The sequence below is a fragment of the Candidatus Jettenia sp. AMX1 genome, from assembly GCF_030263775.1.
Classification (GTDB): domain Bacteria; phylum Planctomycetota; class Brocadiia; order Brocadiales; family Brocadiaceae; genus Jettenia; species Jettenia caeni.
This window is the reverse complement of the sequence record NZ_SZPP01000037.1, coordinates 1-15,194: the sequence shown is the minus strand read 5'-3', so window position 1 is coordinate 15,194 and position 15,194 is coordinate 1. Positions and strand designations below refer to the sequence as shown.

Annotated in this window: 14 protein-coding genes and 1 pseudogene; 5 read left to right on the top strand and 10 right to left on the bottom strand. The window is 39.6% G+C overall.

Annotated elements, in window-relative coordinates; translation table 11 throughout:
* Positions 1-2: 2 nt before the first annotated feature.
* The 4 genes from FBQ94_RS11715 (at position 3) to FBQ94_RS11700 (ending at position 4,018) form a co-directional block, all read left to right on the top strand.
* Entirely contained in the window at positions 3-1,019 is a 1,017-nt protein-coding gene (locus FBQ94_RS11715; RefSeq protein ID WP_007221027.1) for an SHOCT domain-containing protein, read from the top strand.
* Positions 1,020-1,132: 113 nt separating this feature from the next.
* The gene (locus FBQ94_RS11710; protein ID WP_007221028.1) at positions 1,133-1,312 is read left to right on the top strand and encodes a hypothetical protein; all 180 of its coding nucleotides are present in this window, start codon (positions 1,133-1,135) and stop codon (positions 1,310-1,312) included.
* 41 nt (positions 1,313-1,353) lie between these two features.
* A complete protein-coding gene (locus FBQ94_RS11705; protein WP_007221029.1) occupies positions 1,354-3,423 on the top strand; it encodes a protoglobin domain-containing protein in 2,070 nt (689 codons plus the stop codon).
* Positions 3,424-3,754: 331 nt separating this feature from the next.
* Positions 3,755-4,018 carry a hypothetical protein gene (locus FBQ94_RS11700; protein ID WP_007221030.1) on the top strand — a complete coding sequence of 88 codons (264 nt, stop codon included), beginning with the start codon at positions 3,755-3,757 and terminating at the stop codon, positions 4,016-4,018.
* A 12-nt stretch (positions 4,019-4,030) separates the two neighbouring features.
* On the opposite strand, the gene FBQ94_RS11695 is transcribed toward FBQ94_RS11700, so the two are convergent.
* From FBQ94_RS11695 to mtaB, 9 genes and pseudogenes are all read right to left on the bottom strand, one after another.
* The gene (locus FBQ94_RS11695; RefSeq protein WP_007221031.1) at positions 4,031-4,546 is read right to left on the bottom strand and encodes an adenine phosphoribosyltransferase; all 516 of its coding nucleotides are present in this window, start codon (positions 4,544-4,546) and stop codon (positions 4,031-4,033) included.
* A 7-nt stretch (positions 4,547-4,553) separates the two neighbouring features.
* Positions 4,554-5,279: a sigma-70 family RNA polymerase sigma factor gene (locus tag FBQ94_RS11690; RefSeq protein ID WP_007221032.1), complete on the bottom strand. Its 726-nt coding sequence runs from the start codon at positions 5,277-5,279 to the stop codon at positions 4,554-4,556.
* Positions 5,277-5,342, bottom strand: a pseudogene (locus tag FBQ94_RS11685) (sigma-70 factor domain-containing protein); the annotation flags it as partial. The pseudogene FBQ94_RS11685 and the gene FBQ94_RS11690, both read right to left, overlap by 3 nt.
* Positions 5,343-5,396: 54 nt before the next feature.
* On the bottom strand, positions 5,397-7,142 hold the full coding sequence (locus tag FBQ94_RS11680; RefSeq protein WP_007221033.1) for a 30S ribosomal protein S1: 1,746 nt from the start codon (positions 7,140-7,142) through the stop codon (positions 5,397-5,399).
* Between the two features lie 84 nt (positions 7,143-7,226).
* Positions 7,227-7,892, bottom strand: a complete 666-nt coding sequence (gene cmk, locus FBQ94_RS11675; RefSeq protein WP_007221034.1) for a (d)CMP kinase — start codon at positions 7,890-7,892, stop codon at positions 7,227-7,229.
* 109 nt (positions 7,893-8,001) lie between these two features.
* Positions 8,002-10,293, bottom strand: a complete 2,292-nt coding sequence (locus tag FBQ94_RS11670; RefSeq protein WP_007221035.1) for a glutamine amidotransferase — start codon at positions 10,291-10,293, stop codon at positions 8,002-8,004.
* Positions 10,294-10,386: 93 nt separating this feature from the next.
* A complete protein-coding gene (locus tag FBQ94_RS11665) occupies positions 10,387-11,172 on the bottom strand; it encodes a DUF4159 domain-containing protein (protein WP_007221036.1) in 786 nt (261 codons plus the stop codon).
* A 12-nt stretch (positions 11,173-11,184) separates the two neighbouring features.
* Positions 11,185-11,736, bottom strand: coding sequence for a phospholipase D-like domain-containing protein (locus FBQ94_RS11660; RefSeq protein ID WP_007221037.1), 552 nt, complete (start codon positions 11,734-11,736; stop codon positions 11,185-11,187).
* A complete protein-coding gene (gene mtaB / locus FBQ94_RS11655) occupies positions 11,733-13,181 on the bottom strand; it encodes a tRNA (N(6)-L-threonylcarbamoyladenosine(37)-C(2))-methylthiotransferase MtaB (RefSeq protein ID WP_007221038.1) in 1,449 nt (482 codons plus the stop codon). Before mtaB ends, FBQ94_RS11660 begins: the two co-directional genes overlap by 4 nt.
* A 275-nt stretch (positions 13,182-13,456) precedes the next feature.
* On the opposite strand from mtaB, the gene ald reads away from it, so the two are divergent.
* The gene (gene ald / locus FBQ94_RS11650) at positions 13,457-14,578 is read left to right on the top strand and encodes an alanine dehydrogenase (protein ID WP_007221039.1); all 1,122 of its coding nucleotides are present in this window, start codon (positions 13,457-13,459) and stop codon (positions 14,576-14,578) included.
* Positions 14,579-14,596: 18 nt separating this feature from the next.
* Here the strand turns inward: ald and FBQ94_RS11645 are convergent.
* A partial coding sequence (locus FBQ94_RS11645; protein WP_285442148.1) for a UTP--glucose-1-phosphate uridylyltransferase occupies positions 14,597-15,194 on the bottom strand: 598 nt, incomplete at its 5' end.

Genomic DNA, 15,194 nt, shown 5'->3' with positions numbered 1-15,194 from the left:
TCGTGAAATATCAGAAATTAGAACAAAAAGGCTTGTTGGTAGGAATTACATGGGTACTACTCTTGTGTTTATCCTGGAGAATCCATGCAGACACTTACGAAGATGACAGAATTACTGTAAAGCACGCAGAATTGCCTGTTAAGAAAAATGGTCAGCATATCCAGTTTGATCATCCTTATGAACTGACCGGGAATGTCGTTACCAATGCGTTATCGAATATTTCTTATGAAGAGAAGGGTTTTTTGAAAAAGAAAGGTAATTTAAAGGTTTTTCAAGATGACGAGATAAAGAAACTGGCTCCTTTGATTATTCAGGCATTTTCCGTTGCCACGCCGAAACAGGCTATTATCATCTCATCATATTCTGAACGTTTCATTTTGACAGATCAACAGAATTATTGTGTATTATTCATGAATGATAATATGTTAAATATCGTTTTTAGCCGGATTCATATGTTTCAAAGCTATAGTGAATCTGTATCGTATGAAAAGAAGCACATAACAGGAGGAATTACAGGAGGAGAGAATCCCACCAGGATGAAACGGAATCGCTTTTGGAAGGTAATCCCATCGGCTGGACAGCGGCTTGAACCAGACCATGAAAACTGGCTTCTCATAAATTTATCAGATGAAATATACCATCAACCCATCGTGCCAAAGGCAAAAACCGTTGATGAAAAGATCAAGCAGGGTACCTCTGATATTGATGCTCGCCTCAGAAAATTAGAAGGAATGATGGGGAGTGGCGGTGTACATGATCAGCCAGATTCAACGATTCCCGAAAAAGAGGAAAGTAAAAGTAAAGTAAAAAATAAACTTGTCATTCTCCGTGAAATGGTCGGCGAGGGGATTGTTTCTGAGGAAGATTATGATTACAAAAAGGCTAAATTGCTGAGAGAAGCTATGATTGATATGAGTATCAAAGACCAATTGAGAGAGATAAAAGAGCTAAAATCGGAAGGGCTAATTACCGAAGATGACTATAATGAAAAGAAGAAGGAGTTATTAGACCAGCTTTAATTGTCACGGAATACAGGTTATTGATGCATATTTCTGTTTATAATCCCTCTTCTTATTTTTCTGAATAAAGAATAGTAAGGGTGAAGATTTGCTGATCGTAAAAGGAGGATGCAATGTTTAAGACATTTACATCTCAGGATGCAATATTTTTGGCGTTAATGACGAATGCACATATAAACATCAGGCATTTATATCAAGCACAGGGGCATACTATCAGCGATGAGCAAGCATCTGAATTTGTTATGAAAATATACGAGAAATACCTTAACATGCCTGGCCTCTCATCCAAATGATAGTATCACCGCAGAATACTTCTAATTAAGTGAGATGCGACATGGAAGAACATATCATGCCTATTGATGATTTACATCTGAGTGAACAAGATCGTCAGACTCGTAAAGATTATTTGGATTTTACAGAGAGAGACGTAAATTTGCTCAAAGAATTAAAAGGATTTATCCATCATCATGTGGACGACATTGTAAATAAATTTTATAATCATCTCTTCGGGTTTAAAGAAACACGGGTTTTTTTTGTTAACGAAGAGATAATTAAGAGAGTCAAACGTACACAAAAGGAATATCTTCTCATGATAACTGAAGGGATGTATGATGAGAAATATTTTGAACATCGATTAAAAGTTGGAAAGACGCATGATCGTATAAATCTATTTCCTTACTGGTATATTGGAGCATATTGCTTATATCATCGAATCATCTTTCCGCTTATCATAGAAACGTATAAAGCTCAACCTGATAAAATGAGAGACTATATCCTGGCTCTGGATAAGATTATGAACTTAGATATGCAATTGTCTATCGATACCTATATCCACAGCTATAATGCCGCATTACAGGAAAGGGTGCGGCTTACTGAAATACAAAATAGAAAGATTGAGGCTGCCAATAAGGCTAAGAGTGAGTTTCTGGCAAATATGTCCCATGAATTACGTACCCCGTTAAACGCAATTATTGGTTTTTCAGAGGTACTTCGTGATGAACTATGCGGCGATCTGAATGAGGAGCAGATGGGATTTGTTAAGGATATACACAGCAGTGGCCAGCATCTCCTGCAAATGATTAACGATATCCTGGATCTTTCAAAGATAGAATCGGGTAAACTGGAACTGAAATATGAAGAATTTGAGATTGGTAAGGCTATGGAGGAGGTCCTGACCACACTAAAAGGGCTTGCTAACAAGAAATCTCTAACCGTTGAGACCGTTATCCACAATCCTGCTGAACGTCTCTTTGCAGATCATGTAAAATTCAAACAGATTTTATATAATTTGCTTTCGAACGCTATTAAGTTTACTTCTGAAAAAGGAAAGATTATTATCCGTACTGATACCGGTAAGGATGAGAATGAAAAGGATTTTATCGATGTTAAGGTTACCGATACTGGTATTGGGATCGCGCCTGAAGATTATTCTAAGATTTTCGTTGAATTTAAACAGGTTGACAGTTCTGTATCGCGTAAATATGAGGGAACAGGACTAGGGCTTGCCCTCTCAAAAAGGCTTGTTGAATTGCATGGAGGCAAGATAGGGTTTGAGAGTAAGCTTGGTGTAGGAAGTACCTTTTATTTTGTTTTACCAAAAAATCCATTTATACAGCCACGCAGTGTGAAAAAGGGCGCTTTCTTACAAGAAGGATCAGCAGATCGTGAACTAGTGTTGGTTGTAGAAGATGACCCTAAAACCAGCGAGTTATTATGCATTTTTTTACATAATGCAGGATATCGGACAATCACTGCCTTTGATGGCGAAGATGCTTTGCAAAAGGCCAGGCAGTACAGGCCATTTGCTATTACTCTGGATGTAATGCTTCCCAAAAAAGATGGTTGGGAGGTGTTAAAAGAACTCAAAGAAGATAATGAAGTTAAAGATATTCCCGTCCTTGTCGTTTCAATTGTAAATGATAAAGATATTGGATTCGGGCTGGGTGCAACAGATTATCTGTGTAAACCGGTAAGCAGAAATGAGCTCCTGTCTAAACTAACCTCTTATGGATTACCTCCCGTTGTTAATAGTGCACATACCAAAGTATTGATTATTGATGATGAACCCAAATCAGTCGAATTGCTTACTACTCTCCTGGCTTCTGAGGGGTATGAGGTGCTAAAGGCCTACGGTGGGAAAGAAGGGATCGATAAGGTTTTTCAATGTAAGCCTGATTTGATTCTCCTGGACTTGTTAATGCCGGAGATTAATGGATTTGATGTTATTGAAAAACTCAAGATCTCTCCGGAAACAGGTGCAATTCCCATTATTGTAATTACCGCCAAAGACTTAACGCAGGAAGATAAAGAAAAATTGAACCATTGTGTTTCACTCGTGGTTAGGAAGGGAACGTATTCCAGGGAGCGTTTCCTGAAGGATATTGCTGCTTTGCGGAATCGTTGAGTATAATCCCTGACCTCCTCATATCTGTCTTCACAGCACATAATAGATCACAAAAATTTTTTATTCTGTACTAACTTACAAAAAACAAATTACTTGAAACTAAAATGAAAAACGGATACACTATTTTTGTAGATTTTACAAAAGGGGTCATCGGATCGAATTACAAATGTCTACCATCTTCTATTTCTTTACTACTATGTATCTGGATTGGTAGAGAGATGCTTGAATAAAAAGAAATTTTGAAACTTTTGTTTAGGATAATTTGTTTTAGACTTTAAGTAAATGTACTTAATCCTTATGTAAAGAAGTACAAGATTAAAGGAGTATAAAAATGTCAGAACATTTTTCGAATAAAGAAGTCGGGGAAAAATATAAAGCCGTGATTTCTTCAACTAAATGCCCAAATTGTAATGGCGAAGCAATTTCTGTTATTGTTAAAGCGATGAAAGGGTCCACAATGATAGGATGTTTTAGTTGCGGTTACAGCGATGTAATTATGTGGATTGAAAAACAGGTCATGGAAGCATTAAAGAATGCAAAGGTATTTAATCAAGTCTGGAAAGAGGGCCAGTCGATAGAAATAATTCTAAACTAGCCAAAACATTTCTTAGTATTTTATAAGTGAGAATATATCGTACTTACTTAAGGCGTTTTTACCATTAAGAAAGGTCAACTCAATTAAAAAGGCGCACCCTGCAACGGTGCCACCTAAAGATTCAACCATTTTACAGCAGGCGGCCATAGTTCCGCCCGTTGCTAGCAAATCATCTACCATAAGCACCCGTTGACCTTTCTTAATGCCGTCTTTATGCATCTCAAGCGTATCTTTTCCATATTCAAGATCATAACTCATACTAATTTTTTCATAAGGAAGTTTGCCCGGTTTTCTTACCGGCACAAATCCAGCGCCAAGGTTAAATGCAACGGTAGGAGCCAAGATAAAGCCCCGTGCTTCCGCACCAACTACAATGTCAATTTTCTTATCTTTATAATGATCGGAAATCATAGCAACTGTTTTTCTTAATCCCTTTGGGTCTTGAAATACGGGTGTAATATCTTTAAAGATAATGCCTTTTTTAGGAAAATCAGGTATATCACGGACCAACTGTTTTAAGTCGCACATGGTTTCTTTACGCCTCTTTTGTCAATATATAATGTAATTTTCTAATAGTTTCTTTCTCTATCTGCCGAACTCGCTCACGACTTATGTTCAATATCTTTCCGATTTCCTCCAGGGTTTTGGGTTTTCCATCTGCCAATCCATATCGCATTTTTATTACCATAGCTTCCCGTTCGTCAATAACTTCAAGGAGCCTTTTTACTGCTTCCCTCTCATACGTTTCCTCAAGCTCATCTTCAGGAGGAGGCGTTTTTTTATCCGGTATGATACTACTTAATGCCCAAATAAGATCAGAGCCCGTAACGCCTGCCGCATCCAGGGATCCTGTTGAGTGTATTGCTTGTTCAATCGATTGCACTTTTCCTGCGGTAATATCCATTTTTTCTGCAATCTCATACCGGCTGGGAGGCCTTTCAAGCCTGTCGAGTAAATCGGTAGAAGCAGACTTTAATTTGGATATTTTTTCAACCATATATGAGGGAATGCGAATGGTCTTTGCCTTATCAGTTAAGGCTCTCCGGACTGCTTGCTTGATCCACCATGTTGCATAAGTACTGAATTTATATCCAGTCGATGGATCAAATCCTTCTACGGCACGAATTAAGCCTATATTTCCTTCTTCGATCAGATCTAAGAAGGAAAGTCCCCGATTAACATATTCTTTTGCAATACTAACGACCAGCCGAAGATTAGATCGTATTAGCTTTTCCCGTGCCTTTACGTCCCCCTCCTTCACCTGCTTTGTTACTTCTTTTTCTTCTTCAGGAGATAATAACGGAATTTTATTGATCTCTTTTAAATATGTTTGTAAAGCAGTCTCCGTATCATTATCTCCTTTATTTGCGAGGTGGTATTATTGAACGTCCACAGTATTCGATTCTTCTTTCGGTATATCTTTAGTCCCGCTATGAGATTGTTGTGAATCCTTACCCGAAGATGATTGAAATTTTTCTTCTGCATCGGAGAGCTTCTTAATACTAAGCCCAATTTTTCTTGCCTCAGGCTCGATACGGATAACACGGACTTCCAATTCATCACCAATGTTGACTATATCAGCAGGATTGCTGATCTTTTCATTGGAAAATTCTGAAATATGCAACAGGCCTTCAATCCCTTTACCGAGTTCTAAAAATGCTCCAAAGTTTGTAAGTTTGGTCACTTTACCTTTCACGACATCACCAACCTTGAATCGTTCAGGAATCTCTTTTGTCCATGGATCATCGGAAAGTTGCTTTAAACCTAGTGCAACTCTCTTCTTTTCCCGATCAACAGAGAGTACCACGGCCTCGACCTTATCACCCTTCTTTACGATTTCAGAAGGATGGCCAACTTTCTTTGCCCAAGACATATCAGAAATATGAAGTAATCCGTCCACACCCTCTTCAATTTCAATAAATGCACCGTAGTTGGTTAAATTGCGGACACGCCCCTTAATCTTCGTACCTGCCGGATATTTCTCTTCGATAACCGTCCAGGGGTTCACTTCTGTCTGTTTCATGCTAAGAGAGATTTCTTCTTTCTCTCTGTCGATCTTAAGGACAACAACCTCTACCATATCCCCAATAGCTACCATTTCCGAAGGATGGTTGATACGTCGGGTCCAGGACATTTCGGATATATGAACAAGGCCTTCAATGCCTGTTTCCAATTTTACAAAAGCGCCATATGACATGATATTAACAACCTGACCTTTTACCCGGGAGCTTACAGGATATTTTTCTTCTATATGCATCCATGGGTTTTCTGATTTTTGTTTCAGTCCGAGAGCAACTTTTTCTTTTTCCTTATCGACATCAAGTATCTTCACCTCAACTTCATCATCAATAGCCAGCATTTCGGAAGGGTGGCTTATTCTGCCCCAACTCATGTCTGTAATGTGGAGAAGTCCATCCAACCCGCCGAGGTCAATAAAGGCGCCGAAGTCAGCTATATTTTTAACGACTCCTTTCCTAATCTGCCCAGCTTCAATCTCTGCTAATAATTCTTTTTTCTTCTTATCGCGTTCTTCTTCAATCAATTTTCTTCTGGAGACAACGATATTTTGTCTCGATTCATCAATTTTAAGGATTTTACAGGTAACTTCTTGCCCAATGTATTGTGCAATATCGCCAGGCGGTTTTACATCAATCTGGGAAGCCGGTAAGAATATAGGCACACCCATATCTACCAGCAAGCCGCCTTTAATTTTTCTTGTAACTCGCCCGGTTATGATATCGCCTTCTTTATATTTAGCGATGACTCTTTCCCAACCACGTATGCGATTGGCTTTTCGTTTGGATAATTTAATAAGTCCCGAATCATCTTCTACTGCTTCTAATAAAACTTCTACCTCTTCGCCAATTTTTATTTCGGAAGGATCGTCAAATTCAAATTTGGGTACCATACCTTCAGATTTATATCCACAATCTACGATAACATTATCCCCAAGAACACTAAGGATGCGCCCTTTCAGGACTGTTCCTACTTCAAAATCCTGAATAGAGTCATAATATGTGGATTCCATCTTCTTCTTGGTATCCTCATTTTCCATAATAGCTGCAACTTCTTTTTCAATATCCTCTAAATTTACATTATATTCTTTTAAAATATCACGATCCATAATTTGATAAATTCTCCAAAATAAAACTATAAAAACAAAAAAATTTTTATGAAATAAAGTACATTCTATTAAGACAAAAAAATCTTATTTTCTTACAATAGATTCGATTTCTTTCAATATCATAGTAAATACTTCTTCAATGGTCAAACGGGTAGTATTAATATAAACTGAGTCGATTCCTTTTGTGAGGGGAGAATCAATTCTCGTTGTATCGCGCTTATCACGTATTTCTATGTCTTTTATAACATCGTCATAAGAGACTTTTCCATTTGAGGGTTTAAACTCCACATAACGCCTTTTCGCACGTTCTTCAATATCCGCATCGAGAAAAAACTTCTTTTCTGCCTGCGGAAATACAACGGTTCCCATATCTCTTCCCTCGGCAACTACATTTCCTTTTGCTGCAAGTTCTTGCTGAAATCTAACCATCCGTTGACGGATACCGGATTTATTCGAAATATAATGAATATTATTGGTAACAGAAGGCAAACGGATTTCCCTTGTGACGTTAATCCCGTCTATGCAGATATGCAAACTTTCATCCTTACATTGGAATTCGATGATAGTTTGATCTAAAAGGTGGCATAAAGCATCTTCATCTTCAAGATTCACACTGAGTTGCATTGCCTTCCAGGTAAATGCCCGATACATTGCGCCTGTATCAAGATATTTAAAACCCAGCCGTTTTGCCAGCATTTTAGCAATGGTACTTTTCCCGGACCCTGCAGGACCATCAATCGCTATTATCAATGATAAAAACTCCTTTTATATCTTCCTGTAATTGTAATAGCGCCAGATTAAATGTGTTGCAAAGTGTAAAATATACTACATAGAGCATTTTATTGCAAGTATTTTTTATTCAGCTTAATCCGCTTCGTTTCCTTATCCACCATTCTGTTGAAACGATAGCGAGTATCATCAGAAAAGTATACCAGTTATCCCACAATGATATTTGCCGTTTGCCTACAAGTTTTATTATAGAGGGATTTTCAAGAGAAAATGCGTCTTCAATATTTTTTACAGGAAGATCGAAATACTTTCCCCCGGAAATCTCAGCTAACCTGGCAAGTATATCTCTCCGGATAGATGGATCTTTAAATTCCTTATTCTCTAATGCAATTTTAAAAACGGTGTAATCCTGCCCGATTTCATCATTTTCCTTCTTTGCTGTTGCCTTTGCAATATAATATCCTTCTCTGTCGTGTTTCATGGTAAATTTATACTGGCCGTCATTGCCAGTAACCCCACGGGCGGAGTGTATGCTTTTCCCTGAAAATTCATTGGTAATATCGATATCTAGGGGTACACCTTCCAGAGGTTGGTAATTTCTGCCCAATACTTCAATCTTAATTTGTACCTCTTCATTCGGCAAAAAAGTTTCTTTATTTACCGTTAAACGGACAGGATTCAGGGTAGGGTCTTTGATAAGCCATTTTATGGTATTCTGCCAAAATTTTATGTAATGCCTGTTGCTTCCGCCTTTTCCAACAGAGAGGAAACCCCATCGCCATAGAGAATCGGTTGTAATAGCCATACATCGGCCAAGTCCCACATCCTGAACTGAAATGAGAGGGGGATCTCCATTTACCGGATAGGTTGCCAAAGGTATGGCTGTCGTTTTTAGCTGGGTGGCCACATTACATCCGTCTAATTCGGGAAGATCTTTCCAAACAGCAGCGTTTCTATCGGTATTTTCATCGAGCACGGTTATGGGATGCTTCAGACCATCATCGGTCAGTACCGCCTTTAATCGGGATGTATCGATAGTATCTTTTTCCGCATTAAGCTTTATGGGAAGAATTTCCTCAATGGCTGTCCCATCATAACCACCTTGTGAAAATGAGATATCACCACCAATCATCAGAAAACCTCCGCCCTGATCTATCACAAATTTTTGCAGGTTATTCAGATAATGTGAAAACCGGAAGAATGATGTATCATAGGGACGGTAATCAAAATTTTGAAAAATAACCAGATCGAAACTGCTCAGCGCCTGAGTAAATAACTCATCCACGGGAAAAGGGATAAGACTCAATTCTTCATTTCTTGCCTCAGAAAGGTCGGTCGGCGTCCGTAAAATAAAAAAGGATATAAGATCGACATTCGGGTCGCTTTTTAACACACGTCTCAAAAAGCACTCATCCCAGGATGGACGTCCACAGACATGCATAACCCTGATCTTATCACGTACTATTTTTACCAGGAAACTCACCTGATTATTTTCTGCAATTGCCTCGTGGGGTTGGACAGGCAGCGCTATCGTATAGAGGAATGTCCCCGTCTTGTAAGGAGTAAACGAAAGCTCTACATGGAGTTCATTTTCATTCTTAACCTCCAGGACTTTCGAGGAAATAATATCATTGCCTTGCTTTAAGGTGATGGGAAGCCTGAGATCCTTGTATCCAAAAATCCTGATAACGACATCTGCCTTCCACAGACTTCTTATAAAAGTAAAACTGTCGTAGGAGATATTACTCATAGCAATATCTTTGGCTTCCATATTGCCTGCCGGGGAAAATGTAAAAAACGGGGCAGAAAGATCTTTTGTAAGATTCCCAAGAATATCGGGTTTATTTACCGTTGAAGGAAGTTCAATGGTATCTGCGCCATCCGAAAAAACCAAATAACCCTTAACTGATTTACCTTCGTAGCGCTTCTTAACAAGTTTGAGTATTTGAGCAATATTGGTGTTTGTGCCATCGAGGGCAATGCCTTTTTCGATATCATAAGGGGATATCTCTTTGATACTATCGGAGAAGGTTAAGTAATCAACATCGAAATTATCATGTAATTCCCTGAGAAAAGACGCATTGTCTTTGAAAAAATTCTCAACAAGCTGAAATCGGGTAATACCGGTGTCACCGCCTTTCAGGGTCATGCTCTTTGAATTATCTAACAGGCATACAACCTTGTTTTTTAACCTGACAACCTCTTTTTGTTCTATTTGCGGCTGAAAAAGGAGGATAAGAATGAGCGCTATAACAAAGAGCCGAAGCGTGAGAAGCAGCCATCGTTTGGTAAGAGGATAGACAGTTCTGATGCTAATCCAGGAAAAATAGAGCGCAACAACTGCTAAAAACAGTATCAGTACCCGTAAACCGTTGCTTTCAACACCGACAAAACTAAGATTCCATTGGATAAAATTTTCCATATTCTTTATTATTATTTTAAGACAGGATCAGCAGGATCAATAAAAATCTTTTTGGTATCCTGTGTATCCTGTCTCATTATTTCCTCATAAAAATCACATCTGCCGTCTCAGGATAAAGGGAAGATGTACCTGATCTTGCTTATAGTTGCCGGTAAGGGCGTACATGATAATATTTACACCCAGACGAAATGCCATAGATCGCTGTGTTTCACCACCCGGTATCACCTCATACTCCCAGTTTCCCAATGGATCTTTTGCCCATGCCCCTGCCAGATCATTTTGAGAATACATGATAACGGTTCGATTTCCTATCGTTATACCCTCTAAAAAGGATTTTTCCATAATCCTTCCATATGCTTGATTTAGTAAATAGAAAGACTTGAAGACTGTATGATCTGAAGGCAGCTTTTCTAACGGTTTATTGGGAAATAATCTCTTAATTTCACGCCGGATAGATTTATCGAAGCCAAAATCATTCTTTCCGATACAGTCATCAATGAAAAGCGTGCCTCCGAATTCCAGATGTAATTTCAGATTGCTGATCTCTTTCTCGCTTAGTGGTGGAAACTCCTGATCACCTGACATATAAAGGAATGGATATTCAAAGAGATTGCTATCATCGAGGCGGAGGGAAACAGTTTCAATGCGTGCCTCAACACTCGTTCGCTTAATAAGCTCCCACATAAGTCGTTTTCCACCATTCGGCCGGGGATTCCAATTTCCACCATGATACTCTACCTGGGCAAAGGTGAATTTTGAAACCTCCCCCATGGCGAAGATAAGTGAGGATGAAAAAAGGTTAAGTATGCCTGTGAAGGCAAAAAGCGCCCCAAAAAATACTGCCATAAAAATTAGACAATGACTTTTATAGGTATTCATATCTCATCCTGGTTAATATTTAGGAATCATTTTCAGCTTTTCGAGAAATGCCTCTGCCACACGATGCGATTTTATTAAAACAGATGCCTCATGATTCTTTTTTAATGCGCTATACGTCCAATTCGTACTACCCAGAATAGTAATATAGCCATCGATAACGAGTACTTTGCTATGAGTAACGCAATCCTTACTATCATAATACACAGGAACCCCATTTTTCTTAAGCAACTCATATGCCTTGCGGCTCTTACTTTCAATTTCTTTACCCTTTTTACCCTTTTTCCAAAATGTAATATTTTGATCAAAGATAACGGTTACGACTACGCCACGCCTGTGCGCATTAATAAGATCGTTGACCAGGTTATATTCATAACCATGATTATATTTCGGATCGATGTCGGCAATATACATGATGCAAAAAACAGATTTCTTTGCAGTAATCAATGATTGGTGTGCTTGTGGATAGTATTCGCCATCTATGAGAGGCACAACATCATCGGCAGGTAAACCAAAGGCGCAGGATGAATAAAAAACACAAACAACCAAAAGAATGAAAAACTTCATAGCAAAGTTCCGATTGCAAAGGAAGAGGTAATGTCTTCTATTTGTACAGGAGCAATGGTATTTTTTATCGTGTCCGGACCATCAAAGAATACCTTAATATACCGCTCTGAATAACCGCATAATTTTTTTGTTTTCAGATCTCTTTCTACTTCCACAAGTACCTCTGCAGGTCTGTCTAATGTTAAGAATTTTCTCTTATAAGCAAAGGCCAGGGCATTTGCTGTATCCTCAAGCAGTACCTTTCTGTGTTTGATAATTTCAGGATGGCAATGGTCGGGCATTTTTGCTGCCGGTGTACCCTTTCTTTCACTAAAAGGAAATATATGTATACGGCTGAAACCAGCTTGTTTACAGAGGTTGATAGTACTTTCAAAATGTGCATCCTTTTCTCCCGGAAATCCCACCATAACGTCTGTGGTAAATGATGGTAAGTCGATTTTTGAGCGAATTTGTCCCAACATTTCTAAATAGTGCGATGCAGTATATCTCCTATTCATCCTCTTCAGAATAAAATCATCACCACTTTGCAAGGGAATATGAAAGTGGGGACAGAGCTTTTTTGAACATGCAAAAAGGTCAATAAGACTATGGGATATCTCATTTACCTCAAGGGAACTTAACCGAAGTCTCTCCAGTCCCGATAGATTACAGAGCATGGAAATAACATCCAATAAACGGTAGTTTTCCCTTGATTCCCTGCCATATGCCCCCAAATGAATACCCGTTAGCACGATCTCCTTGTAACCATTGCCAATTAAACGCTCCGCCTCTTCTTTGATATCCTGCGGCCTTCGGCTCTTGATACCTCCCCGGACGTAAGGGATGATGCAGTATGAGCAGTACATATCACATCCATCTTCAATTTTCAGAAATCCCTTCGTGTGCCCCTCGAAATGACTTATCTTTAGATTATAAATAGAATCTTCTGCCGGCTCCGTGGCAAGCTCCTCTCCATTTCCATTACCGCTTCCATGAAGGGAGGGAAAGATTGCCATCCTATCCGGTTCTCCTCTTCTGAATGAAGGGCGTGTAAAGGAAGAGGTATTTTTGTTGTTATAAAAACCTCTGAAAGGCATAGTCGTTTCCCGGTTAGGGAAACTACGCATCGTGTCCTTGCTTATAATCTCTGCCAGGCGAGCTTCTTCAGACTTGGTAATTACATAGTCTACCCCTTCCATCTTTTTTATCGCCTCAGCATCCGCCTCTGCATAGCAACCGGTAACAACAATAGTCGCACCAGGATTTTTTCGCCTGACCTTTTTAATATATTGACGTGATTTTTCGTCGCTCATTGAAGTAACCGTGCAGGTATTGATTACATAAAGATCAGCAGCGTGTTCAGGACCCGTTTCTACAAACCCCCTGGCAATAAGAGATTCCCGAATAGCCTGAGTCTCATATTGGTTAACTTTACAACCAAGCGTAATAAAGGCGCATGTCTTCATGGTTTGACAGAATAAAAAACCGATTAAACCGGTTAAACGGTTTCATCAGCTTGAACTGTTTGAACGGCTTAACTGGTTCCCGCTAATATTAACTTGACAAAAAATGTCGCCTCTGTACACTACGGATTATCAACGAGACAGCAGGAGAACCATCGTAATCACAGAGCCGCAGACAAAAAGGAAATACGTATTGAAATTCATAATTAATGAGGTACTAAATTTAAGTACGCATGTGATTCTATCAGACAAGACAATCTTTTTGAAGAGAAATTCAGATGATTATTGGTATACCAAAAGAAATTAAACCGGATGAATACCGGGTATCTCTCATCCCTGGCGGCGTGGAGGAGATGTTGAAACATGGTCATACAGTCCTTGTAGAAAAAGGCGCTGGCCTGGGAAGTAGTATTTCTGATCAGGATTATGAGAAAGCCGGCGCTCAACTCATCGGTAATCCCGGCGATATCTACAAATATGCACAGTTCATCATGAAGGTCAAAGAGCCTATGCCTGAGGAGTACCATTTATTAAAAGAAGACCAGATCATCTTTACCTTCTTTCACTTCGCCGCATCAAAAAAATTAACCGATGCAATACTACAAGCGAACGTAATAGCCATTGCCTATGAAACAATTCGGGATGAAAATGGCCGGCATCCAATCCTGACACCCATGAGTGAAGTGGCAGGACGAATGTCTATCCAGGCAGGTGCAAAATACCTGGAAAAACCAATGCACGGGCGTGGGATCCTTTTAGGTGGCGTACCGGGGGTAGCCCCTGCGGAGGTGGTTATCATAGGAGGTGGTGTCGTCGGTACCAACGCCGCCAAAGTAGCAGCGGGATTTGGAGCTAGGGTTACAATCCTCGATATTCATATGGATCGATTAAGATACCTGGACGATATCATGCCCAAAAATGTAATTACGCTGATGTCCAATATACAAAATATCCGGGAGAGAGTTGCAGACGCCGACCTGTTAATAGGAGCCGTACTTATTGAAGGGGCACGGGCGCCGCATGTGGTAACAAAGGATATGGTCAAAACCATGAAAGCAGGCGCCGTGATTATCGATGTGGCTATTGATCAGGGCGGATGCATCGAAACGAGCAGACCAACCACGCATGGAAACCCTGTCTACACAGAATGTAATGTAATCCATTACTGTGTAACCAACATCCCCGGCGCAGTAGGATGCACATCAACACAGGCATTAGCCAACGTAACATTACCCTATGCTATGGAACTTGTTAACAAAGGATACGAACGCGCAGCCCGGGAAAACCCCGCCATAATGAGGGGCATTAATGCAGTAAAGGGAAAGATCACAAACCAGGCAGTGGCCGAGGCTTTTGGAATGGATTATAATTCCTTGCTTCTGTCTTCGCTCTCTATTTAACTATGGGTAAAGGTAGGTTCAATAAAGAAGGAACGATTGTTGGTCATTACCCTGAGGATCCGTGGGAATGGATATACCGGTATTGCGTAACCATCTCCCGAATAAATTAACTATATCCCGTTTTGCTGTAGCTGGCGAATCATTGCCTTCTGAATTTTTTACCGGTGAGAATTCTTCTTCCCGAAGAACCTCCATAACTATTCCCTGCTTTACATATCTGAGTATATCAAAGATAAAGCTCTCAAATTTAACAGCATTATTCTTCTCAGGATTTACCATATCTCCTTTCTCATTCAGGCAGGATACCTTTTTTAAGGCTGCATGATAGGGAAGAGCATTTACTATTTGATATATCCTCTCAAGGAAATCAATATCCATTACATGGACTGCAATATTCCCTGCATTATATTTCAATGCACCATCCCCATTTCTGGCATACATATCCTCCTGGCTGAGTTCACTATATTCAATAATATGGAGATGCCCGTCGATATATCCTACAATGCCTACCTTTTCCTCCGCATGGCGTTTTTTAACAACCTTTAACGATATCTCTGCTTTGCTCCCTGCATGGTAACCAAGAAAAACCGGATCGGCCATCTTTATGAGCACGTTA